At 64.1% G+C, this 25,844-nt stretch carries 17 protein-coding genes and 1 riboswitch; of the genes, 13 read left to right on the top strand and 4 right to left on the bottom strand.

Features of this window, described 5'->3' with window-relative positions; all coding sequences use genetic code 11:
- Positions 1-214 precede the first annotated feature (214 nt).
- Complete coding sequence (locus HMPREF0762_RS06455) at positions 215-2,761, top strand: Cna B-type domain-containing protein (protein WP_006362739.1); 2,547 nt, start codon at positions 215-217, stop codon at positions 2,759-2,761.
- A 207-nt stretch (positions 2,762-2,968) separates the two neighbouring features.
- On the opposite strand, the gene HMPREF0762_RS06450 is transcribed toward HMPREF0762_RS06455, so the two are convergent.
- Positions 2,969-4,477 (bottom strand): helix-turn-helix transcriptional regulator, encoded by a 1,509-nt coding sequence (locus tag HMPREF0762_RS06450; RefSeq protein ID WP_006362738.1) that lies wholly within the window; start codon positions 4,475-4,477, stop codon positions 2,969-2,971.
- Positions 4,478-4,858: 381 nt separating this feature from the next.
- Here HMPREF0762_RS06450 and HMPREF0762_RS06445 point away from each other — a divergent pair, with 381 nt between their 5' ends.
- Positions 4,859-6,331 carry an FAD-dependent oxidoreductase gene (locus HMPREF0762_RS06445; protein WP_245935537.1) on the top strand — a complete coding sequence of 491 codons (1,473 nt, stop codon included), beginning with the start codon at positions 4,859-4,861 and terminating at the stop codon, positions 6,329-6,331.
- Positions 6,332-7,193: 862 nt separating this feature from the next.
- Here HMPREF0762_RS06445 and HMPREF0762_RS06440 read toward each other — a convergent pair.
- Together HMPREF0762_RS06440 and HMPREF0762_RS06435 are read right to left on the bottom strand one after the other, a co-directional pair.
- Positions 7,194-8,372: a glycerate kinase family protein gene (locus tag HMPREF0762_RS06440; RefSeq protein ID WP_006362735.1), complete on the bottom strand. Its 1,179-nt coding sequence runs from the start codon at positions 8,370-8,372 to the stop codon at positions 7,194-7,196.
- A 215-nt stretch (positions 8,373-8,587) separates the two neighbouring features.
- Positions 8,588-9,982 (bottom strand): GntP family permease, encoded by a 1,395-nt coding sequence (locus HMPREF0762_RS06435; protein ID WP_006362734.1) that lies wholly within the window; start codon positions 9,980-9,982, stop codon positions 8,588-8,590.
- A gap of 446 nt (positions 9,983-10,428) precedes the next feature.
- On the opposite strand from HMPREF0762_RS06435, the gene HMPREF0762_RS06430 reads away from it, so the two are divergent.
- The 9 genes from HMPREF0762_RS06430 to HMPREF0762_RS06390 all read left to right on the top strand — a co-directional run bounded on the left by HMPREF0762_RS06430 (position 10,429) and on the right by HMPREF0762_RS06390 (position 19,519).
- Positions 10,429-11,280, top strand: a complete 852-nt coding sequence (locus tag HMPREF0762_RS06430; protein ID WP_006362732.1) for a DegV family protein — start codon at positions 10,429-10,431, stop codon at positions 11,278-11,280.
- Positions 11,281-11,359: 79 nt separating this feature from the next.
- Entirely contained in the window at positions 11,360-11,875 is a 516-nt protein-coding gene (locus HMPREF0762_RS06425; RefSeq protein WP_009076150.1) for a MarR family winged helix-turn-helix transcriptional regulator, read from the top strand.
- Positions 11,876-12,108: 233 nt separating this feature from the next.
- On the top strand, positions 12,109-12,333 hold the full coding sequence (locus HMPREF0762_RS06420; RefSeq protein ID WP_006362729.1) for an acyl carrier protein: 225 nt from the start codon (positions 12,109-12,111) through the stop codon (positions 12,331-12,333).
- Positions 12,334-12,345: 12 nt separating this feature from the next.
- Entirely contained in the window at positions 12,346-13,317 is a 972-nt protein-coding gene (locus HMPREF0762_RS06415) for a nitronate monooxygenase (protein ID WP_006362728.1), read from the top strand.
- Positions 13,292-14,239: an ACP S-malonyltransferase gene (locus HMPREF0762_RS06410; RefSeq protein ID WP_282644810.1), complete on the top strand. Its 948-nt coding sequence runs from the start codon at positions 13,292-13,294 to the stop codon at positions 14,237-14,239. The genes HMPREF0762_RS06415 and HMPREF0762_RS06410 overlap by 26 nt, the downstream gene beginning before the upstream one ends.
- Positions 14,240-14,262: 23 nt before the next feature.
- Positions 14,263-15,084: a 3-oxoacyl-[acyl-carrier-protein] reductase gene (gene fabG / locus HMPREF0762_RS06405; protein WP_040619364.1), complete on the top strand. Its 822-nt coding sequence runs from the start codon at positions 14,263-14,265 to the stop codon at positions 15,082-15,084.
- Between the two features lie 56 nt (positions 15,085-15,140).
- Entirely contained in the window at positions 15,141-16,490 is a 1,350-nt protein-coding gene (gene fabF / locus HMPREF0762_RS06400) for a beta-ketoacyl-ACP synthase II (protein WP_006362725.1), read from the top strand.
- A gap of 20 nt (positions 16,491-16,510) precedes the next feature.
- Positions 16,511-17,113 carry a 3-hydroxyacyl-ACP dehydratase FabZ gene (fabZ, locus tag HMPREF0762_RS06395; RefSeq protein WP_245935539.1) on the top strand — a complete coding sequence of 201 codons (603 nt, stop codon included), beginning with the start codon at positions 16,511-16,513 and terminating at the stop codon, positions 17,111-17,113.
- Positions 17,114-17,143: 30 nt separating this feature from the next.
- A complete protein-coding gene (locus tag HMPREF0762_RS06390) occupies positions 17,144-19,519 on the top strand; it encodes an acetyl-CoA carboxylase carboxyl transferase subunit (protein ID WP_006362723.1) in 2,376 nt (791 codons plus the stop codon).
- Here HMPREF0762_RS06390 and HMPREF0762_RS06385 read toward each other — a convergent pair.
- Positions 19,485-20,831 carry a GGDEF domain-containing protein gene (locus tag HMPREF0762_RS06385; RefSeq protein ID WP_245935540.1) on the bottom strand — a complete coding sequence of 449 codons (1,347 nt, stop codon included), beginning with the start codon at positions 20,829-20,831 and terminating at the stop codon, positions 19,485-19,487. The two genes, HMPREF0762_RS06390 and HMPREF0762_RS06385, sit on opposite strands and share 35 nt — an antisense overlap.
- 122 nt (positions 20,832-20,953) lie before the next feature.
- Positions 20,954-21,029: riboswitch (cyclic di-GMP riboswitch) on the top strand.
- Between the two features lie 525 nt (positions 21,030-21,554).
- Here HMPREF0762_RS06385 and HMPREF0762_RS06375 point away from each other — a divergent pair.
- Both HMPREF0762_RS06375 and HMPREF0762_RS09330 read left to right on the top strand, forming a co-directional pair.
- Entirely contained in the window at positions 21,555-24,674 is a 3,120-nt protein-coding gene (locus tag HMPREF0762_RS06375) for a Cna B-type domain-containing protein (protein WP_115314258.1), read from the top strand.
- A 276-nt stretch (positions 24,675-24,950) separates the two neighbouring features.
- Positions 24,951-25,844: IS3 family transposase (locus HMPREF0762_RS09330; protein WP_040619359.1), on the top strand; the 894-nt coding region annotated here is incomplete at its 3' end.

Raw genomic sequence — 25,844 nt, 5'->3', positions numbered from 1 at the left:
GGCTTTACTCCGAAATCCTTACGCCCGCGCATAAAGCGATAAAATGCATCGACTAAGAAGAATATATATAGCGTACGCCCTATCTCATCTGGTATATAGAGAGCTAACCTGAGCTACACATCGCCATACCCATCGTGTTGGCGCGTGTGCGGGGAAATCGCGTACGGCGGGCGGCAGGGCACCGTCAGCGCGACGGTTCAGGGGAGAGGGATCCATGATATCCAAGAGGTTGTGCGGCTGGGCGCTCGCGCTTGCGGCGCTCGCCATCTGCATTCCCGGCGGCCTTGCGTTCGCCGACGACGCGACGAGCATCGAAGAGATCCAGGCTGCCATCGCCGCTGCGCCCGACGGGGAGCAGACGGACGTTGCCGTCTCGGGCGATATATCCGCGGCGACGCAGGTCGTCGTGCCGTCGGGGAAGAATATCAGGCTCACGGTCGCCGGCGGGGGGTCAGGCTCCCTCATCGCCGCGACGAGTTCCATCAATTACTTGGTCAAAGTCGAATCCGGTGCAACGCTTTCCATCGACGGCGGGCTCGTGCTCGATGGTGACGGCAAGGCGTATTACGTGACGAACGAAGGATCGTTCACGCTCGAGGACGGCGATCTTAAGAACGGAAAGCGCGATCACGCGAGCAACGGCGGCGGCGTGTATTCCAAGGGCGCCGATGCCACGTTCACGATGAACGGGGGAACCATTTCGAACACGACCGCGCTGTATTCCGGACAGGGTGCGGTTTGCCTGGATAAAGGCGCTGTCGGCTTCATGAACGGCGGCACGGTCGAATCCACGGCAGTGCAGAACCAGCTGTCGTCTTCGGTGCTCGTGAACGCTTCCACGTTCACGATGGACGGCGGCACGATCACCGGCGGAGATGCAGGGCATCAGCTGCAAACCTCGGGAGGCGTCCTCGTCTTCGCATGCGAGAACAACACCGATACCGGTGTGACGTCTCGTTTCACGATGAACGGCGGCACGATATCGAATTGCAAGTCGCCCTTCGGCGGCGGCGTGTACGTGTACGGCGGCAGCCCCAACTATCGCGACTTCCGCTCGAAGGCGTACTTCACGATGAACGGCGGCACGATCACCGGCAATGAAGCCACGGGCGTCGTATCTGCGAGCGGCGATTTCATTCCCGGCGGCGGTGGCGGCGTCTACGTGGAAAACGGCAGCACGTTCGATATGAACGACGGCGTCATCTCGAACAATAAGGCTTCCGGTATGGGCGGCGGCATCGCTGCCTTCGATAACTTCGTGACATTCTTCGGGAAGGTGCCGTACTCAAGCGCAACGGGTCAGTATTACGAAGCGGTATTCAGCAAATGGCCTGAATTCTATCCTGCCGCGTTCACGATGAACGGCGGCTCCATTACCGGCAATAAGGCCGAAGGCGGCGGCGCGGCCGGCGACGGCGGGTGCGGCGGCGGCGTGTATTCCGCTTCCTCCCTGGTCACGCTCAATGCCGGTCTGATTGACGGAAATACGGCCGACCGCCAGGGCGGCGGCGCGTATGTCGGGTCCGTTCCGTACGTGCTCAATGCCTACGACGTCGTCGTGACGAGCAATCACGCAAGCGTCATCGGCGGCGGCGCCTGGTTCTGCCCGACGGGCAAGGCGGCCTTCTCCGTGAATAACGGCGCAGCCGTCTACGGCAACGACGCCCAAGGCGCTGCGGACGACGTGGCCGCCGTCCGCATGGCGGGCGAAGAAGCCACCACGACCATTTCCGACCGCATGCTCGGCGGCGGCGCGGCCAACTGGTATAAGGACGGCGGAATCCTCGTGCCGCACGTCTTGGGCGAGCCCGACCCCGATGCTCCGCGCTACGATCCTGCGTCGAGCAGCAACGTTCCGGTTTCCGGCATCTCAGAGAGCACCGACATCTTCGCGCTCAAGGCGACGCCGACCCCGGCGGCGATCGACCTGGCCCAGTCCAAGGCGAAGCTGACCATCACGAACAACTCGGCTGCCCGGGGCGGCGGCATCGGCTCGAACGGCGCTTCGACGCTCGGCAAAGTCAATGTTTACACCAAGAAGGTCGTCGTCAAGAAGGTCTGGGACACCTCTGCGAATCCCGATGCGGCCATTCCCGGTTCGATCAAAGTCTGGCTCTTGATCGACGGCAAACGCATCGAAAGCGTCGAGCTCACCAAGGATTCCGGATGGACGCATACCTTCGAGGGCCTTCCTCTGAATGCGGATGTCAGCATCGAGGAAGATGAGGCGGTCGAAGGCTGGACCGCGAAGGTGACGAGCGAAGAGGTGAGCGAAACCGAGATCGCTTTCACGATCACGAACACGCCCGATGCGAAGTCCACGTCGGTTTCGGTGAAGAAGGTGTGGGACGACGCCGATAACAAGGATGGATCGCGTCCGGCATCCGTCAAGGTGCAGCTCTACGCGAATGGCGAGGCATATGGGGATCCCGTCGTTTTGAACAGCGATTCGAACTGGGCATATACATGGACCGGGCTTCCTGTCATGAAAGACGGCTCAGCCGTGGAATACACCGTCGCCGAGGTCGATGTGCCGAAGGGATATAAGGCACGCATTGCGGGCAGCGCTTCGGAGGGCTTCACGATCACCAACGTGAAGGAACCGACGAAGCCGCCGGCGAAGGAGCAGCCCAAGAAGCCGCGGATTTCCAAGATTCCTGCGACGGGCGACGATCTGGGTGCGATGACGTTTGCGCTCGCAGGTGTGTCGGTTGCATCGATCGCCTGCATCGCTGCGGCTAGGAGGAAGATGCGCGGGTAAGTCCGCGCCTCGAGGACAGATGTATTGTGCGCGATTGCGCGATGCGCAAACAGATCAGATCTGATGAGCGCGGTCGGACGCGTCGTGCATGACGCGGGCCTGCCGCGGATACGTTCGAGATTTCGGGGCCCGTTGCACGCGACGGGCCCCGGTTCTTTCGACGGCATGCCGCTTTCAGGATAGGTTGATTGCCGGGCTGCTGTCTGGTCAGCGCATCCGAGCTTCCTGCTGCTCTATAAGGTCGATGAGTTCCTGGTTGGAATGCACGCCGAGCTTCGCATAGGCGTTCTTCGCATGCGTGCGCACGGTATTGTCCGCTATGAACAGGTGTTCGGCTATGTAGATCTTGCTGCGTCCCATCGCGATGAGCGCGGCGACCTGGGCTTCCCGCTTCGAAAGCCCGAAATGCTCGCGCAGCCATGCTTCGGTGCGCTCGAGAGAGCCATCCGACGCGTCGAGGGCATTGTCGACTGCAGGATTCCGATCCTCCTTCCGTCCGGACGGCAAAGCAGGGGAGGCCGGCACCTCGTCGTCCCACGTGAGCAGCGGACGCGTGCGCGGTATCTCGCTCGTCAGCAGCATGACCATGCTGAGCGCCAGTGCGAAGGACATGGCGCCGACGATGGCGCTCGCGGCGTAGGCGGCCGCGCCCATCGATGCCACGAAGACGAGGAGCACGCGAGCCGCATCGCGTGCAAGGACACGTGCGGCCCAGGCCAGCCCGTATATAACGTATGCATCGCGGCTCGTGTGCCGTGCGACGTCCTGAAGCGTGACCCACATGATGCCGAGCATGAGCGTATCGGCCGCGTTGATGACGGCGACGGCGAGCGGAAGGGCGTCGTCGGGAAAAAGCGACAGCGCCAACGTGCCGAACGCGACCAAGGTGATTTCGATGCGCCAGAGAAACGAGAATCCGAGCCGCCGATTCTTCACGAGCGACCACCAGATGATGAAGAGGCTGACGGCGATGACGCCGAGCTGATGGACCATACGTTCGGGGACGTCCAGCTGCACGGGCTGGCCGAGGGGAAAACCTCGGGCGACGCCGAGGGCGAAGCCGAATGCGGCGAGCCCTCCGACGATGATGAGCGCCGTCGAAATCGGCTCGGCGTCGAAGACGGGTTTCGGCTTCGGCGGGGTTCCGATGTCGATGCGCACGGCGCGCTGGTGGCAGAGGAGCGAAAGGGCGGGCATGAGCATGCCTGCGGCAAGCATCGTGGTGACGGGCGCGAAGCTCAAGACGAGTCCGCCGAACGATCCCAGAGCAAGCGAGAGAAAAGCGTAGAGAATGCAACGTCTCAGGTCGAGCCTGATGTAGGCTTCGATCCACATGGCGCCTCCGAGCGCTCCGCCGATGCCGGCGAGGATGCACGCGGCCAGGAGGATGCCCATGTTCGAAGAAGACGAGCCCAGAAGGATGAGGATCGACCCGACCGTCATGAGGAAGGTTCCCGCGAACGAGACGGCGCGCCGCGCTTCCGGCATCGCATGGTGCTTCAAGGCGATAAGCGCGCCGATGAGCATGGCAAGGCCGTAGAACAGCTGATTGACGATCGTGAGCGTGCCTGCATCGCTCTGCGCATACGCGCCGAAGAACGTGCATTGCATCCAGACGCGCGTCGCGGCAAGGCCGAGGAACGGTGCGAAAAACGGCGTCGCCCACGGCGCCTTCCATGCATGCGCCCGGTTCCGCGCATCGATATCGTCGGTCATGCATCCCCCTCTTCCACGCATCGTCAGATTGTACGATTCGCACCCGTGCTGCGTCCACCGCTTCACACCTTTAGTGTGAGCTTTGCGGAAATCGCTGGTTATTCACACCTTTAGTGGCTTTCTCGGTATGCGTGCGGGGCCATAGGATGCCTTCAGGCAACGCACGTCGCGCGCACTCGGCTCAGCGGCCGTTGGAACCTTCGATGTCACCTTCGGCACCTCGGCTGCGCCTGCGCGATCGGATCCGACCGAGTGCGGGTCGGCCCGGTCAAGTCGAGGCATCAGCGCCTCGCTATGTGCTGCGCGTGCGGTTCAGCAAGAAGACGGGGTCGCTCGTGCGGCCCGACCGAAAGGGGAGGTTCGAAGATGGCAGGAGAGGGCATGACGATATCGCGTCGCCGGTTCGCGGGTCTTATGGCAGGAAGCATGGCGGTCGCTGCTATGGGCGGACTCTTCGGATGCGCGCCCGAATCCGCAGCGACGTCCGAGGCGAAGAAGAGCTTCGACTACGATGTCGTCGTGCTCGGCGGCGGCGGGGCGGGCATGTCCGCAGCCGGCAAGGCGGCCGAGGCGGGCGCGAAGACCATTCTGCTCGAGAAGAAGGACTGGCTTGCCGGGTCGAGTTCCATCTGCCTCGGCGGCTTCTATGGCGCGAACAGCGTCATTCAAAGGAATTACGGCATCACCGACGACACGCCCGAGTCGCTCCTCGAGTACTTCATGAGGCGCAACGGCGACAAGCTCGATTACGATGTCCAGGAATTCTGCGCCTATCACTTCGGCGAGACCATCGATTGGCTTGCCGAGGATCTGAACGTTCCTTTTCAGGAAAAGCCGCTGCTCAAGGGTTCCGATACCGTTCCGCGTCAGGCGCGCTGCCTGAACAGCGGCATGGACGCGCTGTCCGCCGTGCATGAATGGGCGCTGGATCAGGGTGCCGAGGTGAAATACGGCGTCGCCGGCGAATCCCTTATCGTCGAAGACGACGGCTCGGTTTCCGGCGTCATCGCGCGCACGAACATCGGGGAGGCCATCCGCTATAACGCGAAGAGCGTCATCGTCGCGACCGGCGGGTTCTGCCGCAACCACGAGATGATTTCCGAATACATGCCCGATTTCGCTTCGATCTCGACCGAGGTCGGCGTCGGCAGCACGGGCGAGGGTCTGAGGATGGGTCTGGATATCGGCGCGGACTACATCGGCCACGGCGGCGTGAACGGCATCCTGTGGTGCCCCGCGGCGGCGGGCCAATCGAAGCTCATCGACAAGAAGGCCCTATGGGTCGCACCCGACGGCAAACGCTTCGAGAACGAGGCCGGGCAAACGCACGACATCTTCTACAAGGTCGCGAAGTTCGACGGCACGAAGTTCTATGCGGTCTACGACCAGGCCATGGTCGACAAGCTGGAAGGCGTGCCTGCGAACGATTTCAAGATCGGCATGGAGAAGGGCATGTTCGCCCAAGGCGACACCGTCGCCGAAGCGGCGGAGAAGCTCGGTCTCGATGGCGCCACGGTCCAGGCGACCCTCGACGCCTACAACGCCATGGCCGAGGCCGGCGAAGACACCGAGTTCGGCAAGAAGGCCGAGAATCTCCTGCCCATCACGCAGGCTCCGTTCTACGTCCTCACGATGAGCGTGACGAGCCACGGCAGCTTCGGCGGCTATCGCGTGAATACCGACTTCCAGGTTCTCGATACCGACGGCGTGCCCATTCCGAACCTGTATTCAGCGGGCGAAGTCTGCTCCGGCACCTTCATCTATGACGAGTATCCCGCGGGCGGATGCGGTCTTAACTGGGCGTATACATCCGGTCGCTTCTCCGGCGAGAACGCTGCGAAGGCGGTGGTCTGATCTATACGCCGGCAGCCCCGGTCCCTATGCCGGCCGTCTTTCGGCCGCCTTCGAGTTTGGCCGATGGCATGCCTCATGGGCACGGGAGATGCACGGAGATCTTTCGGCCGCCTATACGGCTGGGCCGTTGCGTCGGGGGTCCATAATGCGTGCGTCGTTCGGCGGCGTGTTGGATCGTGCGGAGGGGTTGAGGCGGACGGTTTCGGGATGTAAGCGGCCGGCGGCTTCCGAGTGTCGCTTTGAGGAAGTTGCCGGCTCAAGCATCTCGACGGAATATAGTTGGGAAACGCGACGTGGGCGGTGTCTGCCGTTTTGTCGCTTCGTCCCTCGTATTGCCAGAAAATCGGTGCTTAGTGGCATTTTGCATGTCATTGTTGCGATGTGTTTTGCGAACTGATGTTGCCGCATGACAGCGAACTGGTGTTTCGATATTGAGGCGATGAGCGCGGAAGCCAATTGGATTTCCCGGTCGCTTCGGATACCCCCTAAGCTTAATTATTTTGACAGTTGCGCGAGAAAGAGACGCGATTTTTCGCAAAGCATTGAATTTCTGACAGCTGCGGCTGCGATCGCAACCAGCTGCGGTTGCGATTGCAGACAACATTCGAGGTACGGTACATCGCGCCTACTATCCAGGCATGGACGCTGCGTCGCCGCGCACCCGTTGTCTAGACGCAGACGCTGCGATGCGCTTCGCATGTCCCCGTCTAAGTGCGATGTCGCATGCACGCCGTTTCTACACCGCCGATGCATATCCCCGTTCGACGCACATTCCCCGTCCTGGCGACATTGCACACGTCCATCCGCTGTCTAGATGCAGGTGCGCGACCCCGCATGATGCGCCGCCGCGCACCTGCCGTTCCTATAGATGGATTCGAGCGGGAATCTCGGCCTCGGGCGTCTGGGCGAGCAGCTCCGTCAGAAGTCCCATCGTGTGCGCGAGGTTCGATCGCGGGTGGCGCAGGCAAAACTCAAGCGGCATGCCCGTGCGGTTGATGCAGCACAGATGCGCGATGCCGAGCTCCTGCGCGGCGGGGACCACGGTGTCGTCGATGACGCCCGCCACGGCGACGAGCGGCTTGTTCGCCGCCTTGCAGCGTCCGGCAACGCCGACGACGACCTTGCCGTGCAGAGACTGCCCGTCGAAGCACCCTTCGCCGGAAAATACCAGGTCCGCTTCTTGAACAAGTTCGTCGAACCGAGCGGTGTCGAGCACCGTCTGGATGCCCATCTGCAAGGGCGATCCGAAGAACGCCGCCATGCCCGCGCCCATGCCGCCGGCCGCACCCCCGCCGGGAAGTTCTACGACGTCGATTCCCAGATCGCGCTTGAACAGCTCTTCAAGATGGGCGAGCCCCGCGTCGAGCATGTCAACCTGCGCGGGGCTCGCGCCCTTCTGCGGAGCGAAGATCGCCGCGGCACCCGTCGGCCCGCATAGCGGATTGTCGATGTCGCACATCGTGACGATGGGAATCTCGCGCACGCGCTCGTCAAGCCCCGTCGTATCGATGCGCGCGATGTCCGCGAGCGTTCCGCCGACCGGCACGAACGTCTCGCCGTCCTCGTTGAGGAACCGCACGCCGCAGGCTGCGGCCATGCCGCAGGCGCCGTCGTTGGTGGCGCTCCCGCCCAGTCCCATGATGACACGGGTCGCACCTGCGTCGATGGCGTCCACGAGCAGCTCTCCCACGCCGTAGGTGGTGGTCGCTTCGACGCGGCGGTCATCTCCGACGAGCGGCAGGCCGGCCGCGGCGGCCATCTCTATGACCGCCGTGCCGTCTTCGAGAAGCCCGTAATATCCCTCGATTCGCTCTCCGTACGGACCGGAGCAGACACAGGTGCGCTTGATGCCCGGCATGGCGGCGAGGAACGCGTCGACCGATCCTTCGCCGCCATCCGCTACGGGGATGCTTTTGATCTTCGCCTCGGGAAAGCGCTCGTGCAGCGTCTCCTCCATGATGCGGCAGACGTCGATCGCGCTCATCGTGCCTTTGAACGAATCGGGAACGATGAGAAAGCTCTTGTAGTCGGTAGTGTACATGCCTGACCTCGTGCGATTCCTATCCTAGAGGGTGAGTCCGTGACAATCGAATGCGAGAACCCGTGCGAATCCGTACGGTTCGAACGATCCGCGCCGCGCAGCATCGAGATTCAAAATGCTCGAGTCCGATACGGCGGCCGGCGTGGACGGCGACAGCCGTATGACGCGTGTGGCCTACATGGGCCGCGCGGCCTGCATGGCGCGCGGCCCGAACGCTAGATGCCGAAAACGAGGGAAAGAACGAATACACCGATGATGCCGGCGACGCCCATGAGTCCCGTGACCGCGGACTGCGTCTTGTAGCCTTGCTCAGGCTCCATGCCGCCGAAGCTCGTGACGACCCAGAAATAGGAGTCGTTCGCGTGCGAGACCGTCATGGCGCCGCAACCGATGGCGGCGACGACGAGCGCGGCGCCGACCGGGGTGGTGTAGCCGAGGGTCGCCATCAAGGGGCCGAGGATGCCGGCGGTCGTCGTGATGGCGACGGTGGAAGAACCTTGGGCGGTCTTCAGGATGGCGGCCAGCAGGAACGGGAAGAAGATGCCGAGCGCATCGAACGCGTTGGCGTGGTCGCTGATGAACTGGACCATATCGGTGCTTGCGATGACCTTGCCCAGCACGCCGCCGGCAGCGGTGATGAACAGGATGGGACCGACCGTCTTGAGCGTATCCTGAACCAGATCGTAGAATGAATCGAGCTTATGCATCTGGGAAAGCGTGAGCACGGCGAAGACGACGCCGATGGACAGGGCGATGATCGGCGTGCCGAAGAACGTGCAGAGGCTCTTGAGCATGCCGGTCCAGCCGGCCATGTTGGCGATCGAGCCCAGGGCCATGAGCAGGATGGGGACGATGATCGGGGCCAGCGTGGAAAGGCCGCTCGGAAGCTTGCCGACTTCCTTCATGATCTGCTCGTACAGCTCATGCGCGAGCTCGGGGTCGGTCTCGTCCTTGGCTTTCACGCGCGCGCCGATATAGCGTGCGTAGGCGATTCCCGCGATGAGCGGGAGGATCGACACGAGGATGCCGATGCCGATGACCAGCAGCAGGTTGTCCTCAAGGCCGAGGGCACCTGCCGCGGCGATGGGGCCGGGCGTGGGCGGAACCAGATTATGAGAGATGAACAGGCCTGCCGAAAGCGCGACCGTGAGCATGACGCTCGATGCGGCGGTGCGCTGGACGATGGCCTTGCGGATGGGGTTCAGGATGACGAAGCCCGAGTCGCAGAACACGGGGATGGACACGACCCAGCCCATGATCGCCATCGCGATCTCGGGGTGCTTCTCGCCCACGAGCTTGATGACCATGTCGGCGAGCTTGAACGCGCCGCCCGTCGCCTCGAGGATGGCGCCGACGAGCGCGCCCAGGATGATGACGATGCCGATGCTTGTGAAGGTTCCGGAGAAGCCCTGCCCGATAACCGTGGCGATGCCGTTGATGGCGGTGCCGTCTTCGGCGGTGGCGTTGACGAGCGGGATGCCTCCCACGAGGCCGAGCGCCAGCGATACCAGCATGATCGAGATGAATGGGTGGATCTTAAGCTTCGAAATCATCACGATCATCAATACGATCGCGCAGACGAACGCGATGATGAGCGGTATACCTGTCATGGATCCAGCCTCCTTTTGGCGAAAAAACGGACGGACACATAGTATTTCAAGTGCGTTTCTCTGACGACCGTCGAAATCGCCGAATCGAGCGATTCGGCGAACGGTGTAAGGCTTTCTTCGCCATTCCCGCACGCCCGTGCTCCAGCCGCATCGGATTACGCTACGGTTCTGGCAGAGCTCGTCATCCCGCACGCGTGCGCTCCAAGGAACGTCCATATTCACGAATCCTTCGCTTGCGCGATTCTCGTTCGATGCTAGTATTCCTAATTGTTTAGACAGTATAAATATTTAATAATCAAATAAAAATGATTGCGCGATGCGGCTATCGGGATCGGTTGCAAACGAGTCCGGCGAAGCGCATCGATCCGGCGAATACGGTGCAACCCCGATGGGGGCGCCGGAAACACCGCTTCGAATGCATCGCAGATACGTAAGAAAGAGGCTCTATGGGCTTTGCCATCATGAGCGATTCGACCGTCGACTGGACGCTGGAAGAATGCGCCGCACGCCAGGTGGTCCTCGCTCCTTTGAACATCGAGATCGATGGGGAGGTGCTGCGCGACCAGACCGAGATCTCCACCGAGGATTTCTACGACCGCATGCTCGCCGCCGAGCATCTGCCCAAGACGTCCCAGCCTTCGCCCCATGAGTTCGCGGAAGCGTTCGACACGCTGGCAAGGGAGGGGTACGGTCAGGTCGTCGTGCTCACCATCGCGAGCGTGCTCTCGGGAACGTACCAGTCCGCGTGCCTGGCCGCCGCGGATGCCGGCATCGAGGTGCGTGTCATCGACACGCATAGCGCGAGCGCAGGCATGGGGCTCGTGCTCCGTCGCGCCTGCGACCTGCGTGATTCGGGGGCATCCTTCGACGAGGCCTGCGCGGAGGTCGAACGAAACATCGGGAACGTGCGGTTCTTCATCGCCTGCGATCAGCTGAACAACCTGATCAAGGGCGGACGTCTGTCCGAGGGCGACGCTTTCGCGGCATCCCTTCTCAATGTGAAGCCCGTCTTCGCGTTCGACGAGGTCGGCGCCCTTAAGCCCCACGATAAGGCCAAGGGCATGAAGGGGGTGGTCAAGGGGTACGTCGATCTCATCGCCGAACGCACGCGCTCGGAAGGCACGCAGATCGTGCGCTTCTGCCATACGCGCAATCCCGACGGAGTGGAACGCGTGAGACGGGAGCTCGCGGATGCAGGCATCGCCTTCGTGGATGCGGGCTGCGCCTCGTGCGGCGCGACCGTGGCGACGCACCTCGGCATCGGGGCTCTGGGCGTCGGTGTATGCAAAGCCTGGTAGAATGACCGTCCGTGCATTTCCCGCTTTGCGGGCGCAACGGGCGCGCGCAGCGACGTCGATCGGAAGGGCTGGCAACGAGATGGAACCACGTACGGCTGAGCAGGAGCATCGAGCGCTTGTCAATGATCTTCTCACCTCGACCTTCAATTCCATCATGAGCATCGAGGAACGTTCGATCGAGCTTCGGCTGACGGCGGGTCTCACGATGTCCGAGCTGCATACCCTCGTTGCGGTCGGCATGTACGACAAGACGCCCGTGACCGTGGTCGCCCAGCGCCTGAGCGTGACGGCGGCGACCGTCACCGCAGCCGTGAATAGGCTGGTGCGCAAGGGATACGTCGAGCGCGTTCCGAGTCAGGAGGATCGTCGCAAGGTGCTGCTGCACCTCACGAAGAGCGGCCGCAAGGCCGTGCGCGCGCACGATCTGTTCCATGCGCGGATGATCGATTCCATTCTCGACGGCATGGACGCCGACGAGGAAGCCGCGCTTCTGCGCTCGGTCCGCCGCATCAAGGAATTCTTCGACAAGGAGAACGAGATGCTGCGCACCGCTCCGGCAGCGCACCGCGTCGATGCTGCGGACGTCGCCTGCTAGCGTTTCGCCCATGAAGGACGTGCGCCGTCCGATGCGTGTCTTCGAAACCCGCGCCGCTTGGCGCGTTGCCCGGCCCCAGCGTTCTGCACGATCTCGTTTCCGTTCCCCATAGAGCTGCAGCACCGAACTGCAGCACCGAAACCGCATCCATCCACCGCCCGGCCGCAGCCTGAATCCCGCCGTGCGCCGAGGCTTGGATGCGCATGTCTTCAAAATCATGAAAGGAGGCCTTCATGGCCACTCTCGACACTCTCAAGACCGTTTTCAGCGACACCCTCGACATCGATCCCGAGAAGGTGACCGAAGATGCCACGCTCGATGCGCTCGGCATCGATTCCCTGGACATGACCGAGGTCGTCTGCGCCATCGAAGACGAGCTCGGCATCGAGTTCGGCGAGCCTGACGGCATCGATACGGTCGGCCAGCTGGTCGGCTACATCGACGGCTTGAACGCGTAGGAGGCTCATGCGATGCGTACGCGCGTGACCGAGCTTCTCGGCATCGAACGACCGATCGTCCAAGGAGCCATGGCCCGTATCGCCGACGCCCGCTTGGCCGCGGCGGTCAGCAACGCGGGCGGGCTCGGCATCATCGCCTGCGGCGGCGCGCCTCTCGATTGGGTGCGTGCGCAGATCGAGCTCGCGCGGACCCTGACTAAGCGTCCTTTCGGCGTGAACGTGATGCTCATGGATCCGCATGCCGACGACGTGGCGCGCCTGGTCTGCGACATGGAGGTTCCCGTGGTCACGACGGGCGCCGGCAGCCCGTCTGCCTATATGGGCATGTGGCACGAGGCCGGCATCAAAGTGATTCCCGTGGTGGCCTCGTGCGCGCTCGCGCGGCGCATGGAGCGTCTGGGCGCCGATGCCGTCGTGGCCGAAGGCTGCGAGGCCGGCGGGCATATCGGCGAGCTTACGACCATGGTGCTCACGCCTGCGGTTTGCGAGGCCGTATCCATTCCCGTCATCGCGGCGGGCGGCATCGCGGACGGCCGCGGCATGGTCGCCGCCTTCGCGCTCGGAGCCGAAGGGGTGCAGGTCGCGACTCGGTTCCTCTGCGCCGAGGAATGCCTCGTCGCAGATGCCTACAAGGACCGCGTCCTCGCGGCGAAGGATTCGGACACGATCGTGACCGGTCGCGGGGGAGGCCATCCTGTGCGCCAGCTCAAGAACCGGTGGGCGCGCGAGGTGCGTGCGCTCGAGCTCGATCGCGCTGCGACCGATGCCGACGTCGAGCTTCGCCTTGCGGGATCGCTCAAGCGCGCCGTGGACGGCGATGTCGACGATGGATCGATGATGGCTGGGCAGTCGGCCTGTCTGGTGAAGGCGCGGCAGAGCGCCGCGGCGATCATGGATGACCTGATGGCGGGATGCGAAGCATGGGGTGCGTGCGCGCTCGGCACCCGTCTGGAACGCAATGCGACGCGCTCATGGCGCGGATAGGGGGCGGCGAGAAGTGGCAGCGATCATGTGTTCGGGCCAAGGGGCCCAGAAGCCGGGCATGGGAGCCGACTTGCTCGACGAGCCCGAAGTGAAGGAGGCTTTCGCCTGCGCCTCCGACGCGTTCGACCTCGACCTCGCGGCCGTCGTGCAGGGCGACGATGCCGCACGCATCGACGAGGCGCGCGCATCCCAGGCGGCGACCGTCGCCCTGTCCGTCGGCGTCGGACGCGCCCTTATGGCGCGTGGGCTCGACGTCGCAGGCGCCATCGGATTCTCGCTCGGCCAGATAAGCGCGCTTTGCCTTGCGGATGCGCTGTCGCTTGAGCAGACGTTCTCTCTCTTGAAAGTGCGCGCGGATGCCATGGCGCGCGCATGCGCGGCGCAGCCGGGCGCCATGCTCGCGCTTATCGGTGCCGATGAACAGGCGGTTCGTGCCCTCTGCGCCGCCTGCTCGGAAGACGGCGTGCTTGTGCCTGCAAACTACAACTGTCCGGGCCAGATCGTCGTTTCGGGCGACGCGGCGGCCATAGGCCGGGCCGAGGCGCGGGTGCGGGAGTTCGGCATGCGTGCGCGACGGCTCAACACCGCGGGCGCATTTCACAGCCCGCTCATGGCTCAGGCGGCCGATGAGCTGCGTGCCTGGTGCGAGAAAACGTCCTTCGCCGAGCCGCGTTTCCCCGTCATATGCAACACCGATGCGACCCCTTTCGTCGCCGGCGAGGCGGCCGATCGGCTTTCCCGCCATCTGGTCTCTCCGGTGCGCTTCGACGACGGCATCCGCACGCTCAGAGCGCGCGGCCAGACGCGCTTTATCGAAGCAGGCTTCGGCGGTGTGTTGTTCAACCTGGTGAAACGTATAGACGCAACGCTCATGCGCGAACGCATGGGCACGCGGGACGAACTCGACGCCTTCGTGGCGTGAGCGACGCGAGGAAGGAAGCATCCATGGAAGAGACGCTGAATGTCCGCTCGGCCCCTGCAGGCGCGCCCACGCCCGCCGCATCGCGCGGTCACGGCGAAACGTCGGGCGCGACGGCTCTCGTCACCGGCGGCAGTCGCGGCATCGGAGCGGCGATCGCCCATGCGTTGGCGCGAACGGGCATGAACGTCGCCGTCAATCATTCGGGGGCTTCGAGCGCCGCGGCCGCTCGGGCGCTCTGCGACGAGCTCGAAGGCGCGTACGGCATCGCGGCCGAGCCTTTCGCTGCCGATGTGGCGGGCTTCGATGAGGCGCGCGAGCTCGTCGAGGCCGTGCGCGCCCGTTTCGGACGCCTTGACGTCCTGGTCAACAACGCCGGCATCACGCGCGATGGTTTGATCATGCGCATGAAGGAGGATGATTTCGACCGCGTGGTCGACGTCAATCTCAAAGGCGCGTTCAACTGCATGCGCCATGCGGCGCCGATCATGGCACGTCAACGTTCGGGGCGCATCGTCAACGTGTCGAGCGTCGTGGGGATTGCGGGAAACGCCGGGCAGATCAACTACGCCGCGTCCAAAGCCGGCGTCATCGGCATGACGAAAAGCCTGGCCAAAGAGCTGGGAAGCCGTCATGTGACGGTGAACGCGGTCGCTCCGGGATTCATCGAGACCGACATGACGGCGCATCTGGGCGAGAAGATCCGCGAAAGCGCGGTCTCGCGCATCGCGCTCGGCTCGTTCGGCCGTCCCGAGGATGTCGCGGCCGCGGTCGCCTTCCTTGCAAGCGAGGCGGCGGGATACATAACCGGCCAGGTCATTCGTGTGGATGGCGGCATGGCAGTCTAGCGTTTCCATCGAACGTTTCCATCGAACGTCCTTCTTTGAGAGAAAGAGAATCGCCCATGAGCGAAACGAACATTCCCGCCTCCGAGGCGCCGAACGCCGCAAGCGGCGCCGAGATCATGGCCCGTGCGCGGCGCGACCAGGAATCCATCGCGCGCCATCTGACGAATCCCCGTCGCGTGGTCGTGACCGGTATGGGAGCCGTCTCTCCTGCAGGATTCGGCGTCGATGCCCTTTGGGATCGCGTGATGTCGGGCGAAACCGCCATCACCGCGCTTCCGAGCGATATGGCCGAGGAATACCGTGTCGCCGTCGCCGGGCGCATCCCCGGCTACGACCCGATCGAGGCGGGATTTTCCAAGAAGGAGGCGCGCCGGCTCGCGCCCTTCGTCCAGTATGCGATCATCGCCGCGGACGAGGCCATGGCGGCATCGGGGATCGACCTCGAGGCCGAGGACCTGACGCGCTTCGCCTGCACGTTCGGCAGCGGCATCGGCGGCCTGCATATCTTCCAAGAGCAGTCGGCCGTGCTTGCCGAACAGGGTGCACGCAAGGTGAACCCCCTGTTCATCCCCATTATGATCGAGAATATGGCCGCCGGGCACCTGTCCATCCGCTACGGCCTGCGCGGTTCCTGCACATCCACGGTGACGGCGTGCGCGACCGGCACCCATAACATAGGCGACGCGTTTCGCCTGATCCAGTCCGGTCGCGCCGACATGGTCCTGGCAGGCGGTTCCGAGGAATCCATCGCGCCGATGGCGCTTGCGGGCTTCATGAACCTCGGGGCCATCACCAAGGAGACCGACCCGCGCATCGCTTCGCGTCCCTTCGATGCGAACCGCTCGGGCTTCGTGCCCGGCGAAGGCGCCGGTGCCCTGGTCCTCGAAGACCTCGATCATGCCCGCGCGCGCGGGGCGCGGATCGTCTGCGAGGTCACGGGCTTCGGTTCGACGGGCGATGCCCACCACATGACGGCTCCCGACCCTTCGGGCGAAGGCGTTGCCCGTTCGATGGCCCAGGCGCTCGCCGAGGGCGGGTTCGGCATCGAGGATCTGGGTCATCTGAACGCGCACGGCACGTCGACCCATGCGAACGATCTGACCGAGGCGACGGCGCTCTGCCTGCTGGCGGGCGATCGCGCGTCCGAGATCCCCGTCATGTCGGTCAAGGGCGCGCTGGGGCATATGCTCGGTGGCACGGGCGCCGTCGAAGCCGTCGTCATGGCGTGCGCGCTCGAGCACGACGTCGTGCCGCCGACGGCCGGCTTTTGCGACGCCGACCCCGCATGTCCTGTGCGCGTGTCGAATGCGCCGGTCACGGGCTATCGCCAAAAGGTCGCGCTTTCGAATTCGCTCGGCTTCGGCGGGCATAACGCCACCTTGGCCCTGTCTCCGTACGTTGCATGACCGGTCAAGGAGGCCTATCGATGGAAGAGAACCGCTTGAGAGATGAAATGCCGGATCGGGAGGCGAAGGGTGCGCCCGCCGAATCCTCGGTGCGCGTCGAGGCTCGCGAACGCACCGCGTCTCGAGAGTCCGGCTCGGAACCCGCTTCGGAACCCGCTTCGGAACCCGCTTCGGAACCCGCCGTCTCGTTTCCCTGCGGCCGCGCAGGCGTCGAGGCGCTGCTGCCGCATCGCGATCCGTTCATATGGGTGAGCCGCATCCTTGCGTGCGAGCCCGGCGTCTCGATTACGGCCGAACTCGATGTCGATCCGGCGTTGCCGCTGTTTGCCGGCCATTTTCCCAGCCACCCCGTGCTTCCAGGCGTCATTCTCATGGAAGCGCTTGCCCAGGCGGCGTCGTGCTGCGTGCTGTCCGGACGGGGCCGGGCCGGCACGATCGGCTTTCTGACCGGCATCGATAAAGCGAAGTTCCGCGCCCAGGTGCATCCCGGCGACACGGTGCGCCTCGAAGTCCGCATCATACGCGATTCTTCACGTATGGCCGTGGCCGACGTCTCGGCGTATGTCGGAGACGTGCTGGCTGCGCAAGCGACGCAGAAATACGTCATCGCGCGTCAAGGGTAACGGCCGTTCGGTAGGTTTGAAGGAAGTATCATGGCATCGAATCGCACTGATTACGTAACCATAGCCCTCGACGGCCAGGGTGCGCGCGACGCATCCGCCGTCGCGGTGTCCGTCGAGGGTAGGGAACCTCGCGCCCAGGTCATCTATCGGCTTTCAAGCGTTGCCGCTCCCGGCTCGGGCAGCGTGCTCATCGTCGGTTTCGGCAATGCCGCCAAGGCCGTTGCGCGTGCCTGCAAGAAGGCGGGCGCCGATGCCGTCTTCGCCACGGCGACCGCCGACAAGCGTAAGGCGTTCACCTACGGGGGCATCGCCGAGCCGTGCGTCATCGGGGAAGCGTTCGACGAGCGCTTGTTCTCGAACGAATGCTGCCTCGAATCCGCGCTTGCCGAAAGCGGCGCGAAAACGGTGCTCTTCGCGCATCGCGACGCCTGCGTGAGCCCTCTCGCGCGCGCGATCATGCATAAGGCCGGCGCGCTTGCGCTTACGCCCTTCGCGAACGACAAATCGCTCGAAATCTGGGTTCGCTTCGAATTCGACCCGACGGCCGCGCTCGATCGCGATCCCGTCTGGAGCGCCTGTCCGGTCTGCGGGCTGTCGCATGACCGTGCGCTCGTCATGGAGGCGGGCGGCGTGTGCCCGACGTGCCAGGGACTCTATCGTCTCGATTCCGACGAACGCATCGCCCAGGTCTTCGACGAAGGAACGTTCGAGGAATGGTTCGACGGCATCGAGGAGCGAAACCCTCTCGACTTTCCGGGATACGAATCGACGCTCGAACGGGCGCGCACGCGCAGCGGCAGGTCCGAGGCCGTGCGTTGCGGCAAGGCGCTGCTCGCGGGCATGCCGGTCGCGCTTGCCGTCATGGAGCCGTCGTTCATGATGGGATCGATGGGCTCGGTCGTGGGGGAGAAGATCACGCGCACGGTGGAGCGCGCGACCGACGATCGTCTGCCTACGGTCATCTTCACGGCTTCGGGCGGTGCGCGCATGCAGGAAGGCCTGGCATCGCTCATGCAGATGGCGAAGGTATCTGCGGCGATCGAGCGCCATGGGCGCGCCGGTTTGCTCTACGTGTCGGTGCTCACCGATCCGACGACGGGCGGCGTGACCGCATCGTTCGCGATGGAAGGCGACATCATCCTTGCCGAGCCCCATGCGCTCATCGGGTTCGCAGGAAGGCGCGTGATCCAGGACACGATTCGCAAGGACTTGCCCGAAGGCTTCCAAACGACGGAATTCGCGCTTGCGCATGGGCTCATCGACGCTATCGTGCCGCGTGCATCTCTGCGTCGCCGCCTCGCCCATATCCTGGCGATCCATGCATCGCGTCCCAGGGCGTGCGACGCCGCATCGGACGGCGGAAAGCCTGCCGCTGCTCCCTGCGCCGATGGGAGCCGTCAGGCGCCGACGTTCGAATCGGTGGAGGCGGCGCTTTGCGGCACGCCCGTGCAGCGCGAACGGGAGGCGCTCGATGATGCGCAGGGGCGATCGACGGGTCTGATGGGGCGCATCCGCGGGATCTTCGACGGCATCGCAGGCGGCGCGAACGACGTGCAGCGCGCGCTGCGCCGTCAGGGCTTGGCCGATGCTCCCGATGTAAAACCCGTCGAAGGAGGGCATACGGGCGGCAAGGCATGGGAAAGCGTGCAGCTTGCCCGCAATATCCATCGTCCGACCTCGCTGTTCTACATCGCATCGATGGTGCGCGGCTTCGTGGAGCTGCATGGCGATCGCGCGTTCGGCGACGACGGCGCCATCGTCGGAGGCATAGGATGGATAGGAGGTCGCGCCGTCACCATCATCGGGCAGGAGAAGGGATCCGACCTCACGCAGCGCATCGCGCGCAATTTCGGATGCCCTCAACCCGAGGGATATCGCAAAGCGCTGCGCCTGATGAAGCAGGCGGAGAAATTCGGACGTCCGGTCGTGTGCCTGGTGGATACCCAGGGCGCGTACTGCGGGGCCGAATCCGAGGAACGCGGCCAGGGCAACGCCATCGCCGACAACCTCGTTTCCCAGGCGGGGCTGCGCGTTCCGATCGTCAGCGTCGTCGTGGGGGAGGGCGGTTCAGGCGGCGCGCTCGCGCTGGCCATGGGCAACAGGGTCGCAATGCAGGAACACGCGGTGTATTCGGTGCTGTCGCCCGAAGGGTTCGCTTCCATCCTTTGGAAGGACCGCTCGCGCGCCGCCGAAGCCGCCGCCGTCATGCGCATGAGCGCCGAAGAGGCGCGCGATCTAGGCGTGGCCGACGACGTGCTGTCCGAAGGGCCGGCTCCTGCGCACGAGAATCCGAAGGATGCGGCGCGCGGCGTCACCGCGTTCGTGGAGCGCGCGCTCGAAGACCTGTCCAACCTGTCCGCCGACGAGCTGGTCACGCAGCGATACGGACGGTATCGCGCCTTCTAGGCCCTATCAGGACCCATCCCGAAGAATCTTCTGCGTCCATCTTGCGGATCGGCATCCCGCGGACCGCGCATCGATCCGCGTCGGTTGGAAAGGCGATTCGACGTGCGGAACGCAGGGCCCAGATTATCCATCTCGCATTACGCACGCGGAAGGCCCTCTTCGATCCTGTCGTCAAGAGCCTGGGGGGGGGGGTCGTCCCAGATTTCTTCGCCACATACATGAGGCGGTCGACGTCGCGCTCGAGCTTGCGCAGATCTCGGGTCGTCGCGATGTGCCTCGTGATGGTTCCGAACGCGAACGAGATATCCATGTCCTTCGGGCAGATGCCCTCGTCCGCGATCGCTTTGCGCGCGAATTCCTGGGCGCTGAGCAGCCGGGCGTTCTGCTCGGCGTATGAAAGGGTCGTCGACGTCACGATGAACTCGTCGCCGCCCATGCGATAGCAGCGTCCTTCATTCCCGAACGATTGGACGAGCCCGTCTGCGACGCGTATAAGCACGCGATCGCCTATGTCGTGTCCGCAGCGATCGTTGCATGACTTGAAATCGTTGAGATCGAGAATCGTGATCGTGGCCGTGCTCCCTACGAGTTCGAGGGTTTCCTCCCTGAGCAGGCGAACGTTGCCGACGCGCGTCAACGAATCGGTTTTGGACTGCCGTAGGAGCGCCTCGCTTCGCTGAGCGTTCTGCACGGCGAACAGATAGCGCACGCACGCGGCGATCACGATGAACGCGAAGAACATGCTCAGGTTCACGATCAGGCCGTGGGAAAGCGCGCCGCGGTAGCTCGCGAACATGAAGCATATCTCGATGGATACGAGGGTGAGGGGAACGGTGATCGCGGGACGGATCACGAAGATGCAGGTGAGGGCGACGATCTGGGTAATCAGCGCATAGAGGCCGTTTCCGCGGAACACATCGCCGCATGCGGCGTACGTGCCGAGCACGAGCATGATTCCCAGGCATTGCGCAAGAGCGAACGTTTGGACGGCGTGGCTGCATGGCCGGACCAGGACATGACGAAGGCTGACGCCGAGAAGGACGGCTGCGCTCACGAACTGCGTCGCGTAGCCGAGGCGATGATGCATGATCCAAGCGATGCCGATATGCTCGATCGCACCAGGGCGGCTCGAGAGGGCAAAGCTGTTGATGAACATGAACGCCTCGAGCGCCATGAGGACGCCGGCGAACGCGATGCCGACATGCATGTTCGAATCCAGAATGAACCCGCGTTCATAGTCGGAGAGACGATTGATGCCAAGAAGGATACGTATGGGATCGCTTCCCTGCTGCGTGGTCTGTGATGGATCCATGAACTCCCCGGATTCCGATATCGAACGCGCACGGCGGCCGATACCGATCCGCTTCGGCGCGCATTTCTGTGCATTTTTCCGGAGGACATTGTACGTCATTCAACAATGGCGTATAGTACCCACAAATATAATGGCAAACCCGTCGAAAGACGGCGACGCAAAGCTATAGGGCCTTTCGCATGGCAGCCAGCTGCGATTCTCTCAAGGGTTGCGGCTGGCTGCCGCTTGTTTTACTGCGAAGGAGGGGGCATGAAGGCGTTCGCCATCGTGTTCGCGTCGATCGTTCTGCTCGCGTGCGTCGCTTCGGATTCGCCGCGTGCGGCCTTCGTTCCCGGGCCTTCGCTTCTTCAACGCATATTTCGACTTTTCTCCGAGGCTTCCGCGCCTTTCCTATATTGCTCCCCCTCCATCTCCGGCAGCGCCGTCGCCCCCGGCGTGCCGGACGGGATCTTGTCGTTCCGGCCCTCTTCCTCAACGCGGCGTTTACGGCGCGGCAGGGGAGGTCCGCGGGCGTTCATCCCGGCATGATGCGAGTCGGCGGAGATCACGCCCCGTTCTCACCGCATCGGGCGGGGCATAATCCTTCGGGCCGCCTCCCTGCGCGGCCCGAAGGATGATTCGCTTTCTTGAGGGAAGGCGGTCGGCAGGGTGTTGCAGGCAACGGCCGTGGCCGTGCGGAAGCGCGCCATGTGCAAGGTACGACCATTCGAGGAAGGGATGGGTATGAAGAAGAAGCTCTGTTATCTGCTGAGTGTCGTTCTGGCGCTCGGAATCTGCATTTCGGGAGGTGCGTTGCAGACGGCCTTCGCCGATGGGGGCGTTCCCGTGAACGTCAACATCACGAAGTTCCAGATCCAGAATCTCGACAAGACCGAAGCGCACGAGATCTTCATCTCCGACAGGTTCTACCTCGCGATGGACTGGGACGCCAGCGCCGCCGGGACGAACATCCACGAAGGCGACTACTTCGATATCACCCTCCCGGACAACATGAGGTTCCCGTCCGATACGACCGCGCGGGACTTCGACTTGACGGACGACGATGGGAACGTCGTGGCGAAAGCCCATGTCACTCCCGGACCGAATGATTCGGGCGGCAAGGTTCACGTCACCTTCACCAAGGCGGCGGAGAACAAGTACAACGTCAAGGGCACGATGTACCTGGCCGCCCAGTTCGACAAGGACAAGGTGACCAAGGACAAGGAGAATACCTTCACGGTCACGGTCAATTCCGATGTGGCGGGTCATTCCCAAACGATCAGCGATGGCGTGAAGGTCGTCGGTCCTAAGCCGGTCCAAGATGAATATGTGTCCAAGTGGGGTCAGAGCGTGTACGGCCATGCCGATCAGGCAGAGTGGTGGGCGCGTATCAACCATAAGAAAGCCAATCTTCCCAACCTGGTGATTTCCGACAGCCTGTCCGGCGGCAACGGGGACGAGCGTTATATCGCGGACAGCTTCGTGCTTCGCGAAGTGGAGTTTGACGAATACGGCGATACCACCAAGGTGATTCAGACGATCGACCTGTCGGACAAGCTTCAGATAGCTCCCGACGGCCGGTCGTTCACCATCAATCTGGGGAACGTGAACGGCAAGCAGTACCGTCTTATTTACAAGACGACATACAATAAAGGCACGAACCTCAAGAACAACTTGACCGTCGACTCGTCAGCGGTTCATAAGGAATTCAGCGCTTCCTATAAGTCTTCCGATTCCGGCGGCTCTGCCGGCGGCGACCTGGCGAGCAAGATCAAGCTGACCAAGGTCGACGGCGACGACAACTCCATCCCGCTCAAGAACGCCGTGTTCACGGTGACCGCGCCCGACGGCACCACCTTCGAGCTCACGACGGGCGCCGACGGCACCGTGACCTCGGGCGTCCTCACGCAGGGCACCTACAAGGTCAAGGAGAAGACGCCTCCCGACGGATACGAGCTCAACGACGAGGAGTACACGCTCGAGGTCACGCCTGCGGGCGGCGCGCTCAAGACCATCTGCGACAGGCCCGTCAAGGTCGACGTCGACGTGACCAAGAAGTGGGTCGGCCCCGAGGGCTCCGAGGTGACCGCGCACCTGCTCGCCGACGGCGCGGACACCGGCAAGGAGCTCAAGCTCAACGCCGGCAACGGCTGGAAGGGCACCTTCGACAACCTGCGCAAGTACAAGGCCGGCACGGCCGACGAGATCGTCTACACCGTGAAGGAAGACCCGGTGGCGAACTACGACGGCTCCGTCGACGGCGACGCCGCGAGCGGCTTCACGATCACCAACACGAACACCGAGACCGTGAAGGTCCCGGTCGAGAAGAACTGGGTCGGGCCCAAGGGCTCCGAGGTCACGGTCAGGCTGCTCGCCGACGGCGCCGATACCGGCAAATCGCTCAAGCTCGACGAGGGCAACGGCTGGAAGGGCTCCTTCGACGGCCTTCCCAAGTACAACGCCGACGGCTCCGAGATCGCCTACACGGTGACCGAGGCCGAGGTGTCGGGGGTCGATAGCTCCAAGTACGGCACCGCCGTGGCCGGCGACGCGGCCTCCGGCTTCACCATCACGAACACCAACAAGGAGACCGTGAAGGTCCCGGTCGAGAAGAAGTGGGTCGGGCCCAAGGGCTCCGAGGTCACCGTGCGCCTGCTCGCCGACGGCAATCCCGTCGCGGGCAAGGAGCTCAAGCTGAACGAGGGCAACGGCTGGAAGGGCTCCTTCGACGGCCTTCCCAAGTACAACGCCGACGGCTCCGAGATCGCCTACACGGTGACCGAGGCCGAGGTGTCGGGGGTGGATAGCTCCAAGTACGGCACCGCCGTGGCCGGCGACGCGGCCTCCGGCTTCACCATCACGAACACGAACAAGGAGACCGTGGACGTCTCCGGGACCAAGTCCTGGGACGACGACGACGACCGCGACGGGGTCCGCCCCGCCTCGATCACCGTGAACCTGATGAGGGACGGCGCGAAGGCCGACTCCAGGACGGTGACGCCCGACGCCTCCGGCGCGTGGGCCTACTCGTTCACCGGCCTTCCCAAGTACGCCGCCGACGGCCACGAGTACGCCTACACGGTGACCGAGGAGGCGGTCCCGAACTACGCCACCGAGGTGAACGGCACGGACATAACCAACTCCTACACGCCCGGCAAGACCTCGGTCACCGTGACCAAGGCGTGGGCCGACGCGAACAACCAAGACGGGATCCGCCCCGCGAGCGTGAAGGCCCAGCTCTACGCGGACGGCAAGCCCTTGGGCGCGCCCGTCGAGCTCTCCGAGGCCAATAACTGGACCCACACCTGGACCGGCCTGTTCATGAAGGAGGCCGGCAAGGACGTCGCCTACACCGTCGAGGAGGTTTCGGTCCCGAAGGGCTACGAGGCCTCCGTGGCGGGCGACGCCAAGGCGGGCTACACGCTGACCAACGCCCATGGGCCCGAGACCGTGTCGGTCCCGGTCGAGAAGAAATGGGTCGGCGGCGAGGGCGGCGAGGTGACGGTGCGCCTGCTCGCCGACGGCAAGGACGCGGGCAAGTCGCTCAAGCTCAACGCCGGCAATAACTGGAAGGGCTCCTTCGACGGCCTGCCTGCGTTCAAGGACGGCAAGAGGATCGCCTACACCGTGGCCGAGGACGCCGTGGAGGGCTACTCCTCCAAGGTCACGGGCGACGCCTCCAAGGGCTTCACCGTCACCAACACCAAGGACGAGAAGCCCAAGGCGCCCGCCCCCGGCGGCGGCAAGAAGGCCATGCCGAAGACGGGCGACGGCACGGGCGCCATGGCGCTCGGGGCCGGCCTCGCGGGCCTGCTCTCCTTAGGCCTGCTCGGCCTCGCCTTCCGCGGGCGCAGGGCTGAATAGCCCGGCGCGGCCCGCAGGGGCCTGACGCCGCTGCCCGCGCCTGACGGAGACGCGTCATGCGAGGGGGCTCCGGACGATTCGTCCGGAGCCCCCTCTTCTTGCAGAACCTATGGTACGGATGCAGCATCGAAAACGTTGCAGCCAAGTTGCACTCTCTGTCTCCTTGTCGCTCTTCGCCTGTCTCTCTGTTGCTCCTTCTTGTCGCTGATGCCGAATTTCTTAAGTTCGGGGATGCGGACAAAAAGTTGGACCGCGAAGGTCCGGGAAGGGGTCCGCATGTACGACAGGAAGGTCGTCGAGCTGGCGCTGTGGGCGCTCGAGGAGGGCATGACGCAGGCCGAGGCCGCCGCGATCGCCGGCGTCGGTCGCGTGAGCGTGGGAAACTGGGCGGCCGGAAGGCTTCCGCACGACCGCGGCGTCCCGCTCAGGCTCCAGGGCCGGCGTGGTAGGATCCTGCCGACGGGGGAAGCGAAGCCTGCGCCGAAGGAGGATGCCGCGATGGGGCCGAGCGAGCGCGAGAAGGGGACCTACGAGCCGCCGAGGAGCGGGCCGCTGGCGGGCCTTGAGCCTGCCCAGATAGAGAACCTGCTGCTCAGGGCGGTGTTGGCCGACCTAAAAGCGGGCGGGTGGGACCCGGCTTCGATCTCGAACAGGAGCAAGTGCGAGCTCGGCGAGAGATTGAGGCGGGCGACCGGCCTGCCCCTCCGCTCGATCACCGGTTTCTTGAGGATATCGAAGAGCTCCTATGAGTACCACAGGGCGAGGCTCGGGCGCGACAAGTACGCCGACCTGAGGCGCGAGGTCCGTTCCCTGTCCGAGGAGGGGAGGCGGGCCTGGGGCTACCGCGTGATATGGGCCCGGCTGAGGCGGCGGGGGATCCTCGTCTCGGAGAAGGTCGTGCGCCGCATCATGCGCGAGGAGGGCGTCGGGGCCGTCTACGCGAGGCGCCGCCGCAGGCGCTACAGCTCCTACGCCGGGGAGATCTCGGAGGCCCCTCCCAACCTGGTCGGGCGCGACTTCCGCGCCGACTCCCCCGACGAGCTGTGGCTCACCGACATCACCGAGTTCCGCCTGCCGTGCGGCTCGAAGGCCTACCTGAGCGCCGTCGTGGACTGCTTCGACGGCAGGCCCGCCGGCTGGGCCGCGGGCCCGCGGCCCGACGCGGCCCTC

The organism is Slackia exigua ATCC 700122, from assembly GCF_000162875.1.
GTDB lineage: Bacteria > Actinomycetota > Coriobacteriia > Coriobacteriales > Eggerthellaceae > Slackia > Slackia exigua.
The sequence above is the reverse complement of the archived record's forward strand: the minus strand, read 5'-3'. Positions and strand labels throughout refer to the sequence as shown.

What these genes read in the sequence shown, in the direction of transcription:
- HMPREF0762_RS06455 (WP_006362739.1), top strand. Translation starts at nt 215, where the DNA reads ATGATATCCAAGAGGTTGTGCGGCTGGGCGCTCGCGCTTGCGGCGCTC.
- HMPREF0762_RS06450 (WP_006362738.1), bottom strand. Translation starts at nt 4,477, where the DNA reads ATGACCGACGATATCGATGCGCGGAACCGGGCGCATGCATGGAAGGCG.
- HMPREF0762_RS06445 (WP_245935537.1), top strand. Translation starts at nt 4,859, where the DNA reads ATGACGATATCGCGTCGCCGGTTCGCGGGTCTTATGGCAGGAAGCATG.
- HMPREF0762_RS06440 (WP_006362735.1), bottom strand. Translation starts at nt 8,372, where the DNA reads ATGTACACTACCGACTACAAGAGCTTTCTCATCGTTCCCGATTCGTTC.
- HMPREF0762_RS06435 (WP_006362734.1), bottom strand. Translation starts at nt 9,982, where the DNA reads ATGACAGGTATACCGCTCATCATCGCGTTCGTCTGCGCGATCGTATTG.
- HMPREF0762_RS06430 (WP_006362732.1), top strand. Translation starts at nt 10,429, where the DNA reads ATGGGCTTTGCCATCATGAGCGATTCGACCGTCGACTGGACGCTGGAA.
- HMPREF0762_RS06425 (WP_009076150.1), top strand. Translation starts at nt 11,360, where the DNA reads ATGGAACCACGTACGGCTGAGCAGGAGCATCGAGCGCTTGTCAATGAT.
- HMPREF0762_RS06420 (WP_006362729.1), top strand. Translation starts at nt 12,109, where the DNA reads ATGGCCACTCTCGACACTCTCAAGACCGTTTTCAGCGACACCCTCGAC.
- HMPREF0762_RS06415 (WP_006362728.1), top strand. Translation starts at nt 12,346, where the DNA reads ATGCGTACGCGCGTGACCGAGCTTCTCGGCATCGAACGACCGATCGTC.
- HMPREF0762_RS06410 (WP_282644810.1), top strand. Translation starts at nt 13,292, where the DNA reads ATGCGACGCGCTCATGGCGCGGATAGGGGGCGGCGAGAAGTGGCAGCG.
- fabG (WP_040619364.1), top strand. Translation starts at nt 14,263, where the DNA reads ATGGAAGAGACGCTGAATGTCCGCTCGGCCCCTGCAGGCGCGCCCACG.
- fabF (WP_006362725.1), top strand. Translation starts at nt 15,141, where the DNA reads ATGAGCGAAACGAACATTCCCGCCTCCGAGGCGCCGAACGCCGCAAGC.
- fabZ (WP_245935539.1), top strand. Translation starts at nt 16,511, where the DNA reads ATGGAAGAGAACCGCTTGAGAGATGAAATGCCGGATCGGGAGGCGAAG.
- HMPREF0762_RS06390 (WP_006362723.1), top strand. Translation starts at nt 17,144, where the DNA reads ATGGCATCGAATCGCACTGATTACGTAACCATAGCCCTCGACGGCCAG.
- HMPREF0762_RS06385 (WP_245935540.1), bottom strand. Translation starts at nt 20,831, where the DNA reads ATGGATCCATCACAGACCACGCAGCAGGGAAGCGATCCCATACGTATC.
- HMPREF0762_RS06375 (WP_115314258.1), top strand. Translation starts at nt 21,555, where the DNA reads ATGAAGAAGAAGCTCTGTTATCTGCTGAGTGTCGTTCTGGCGCTCGGA.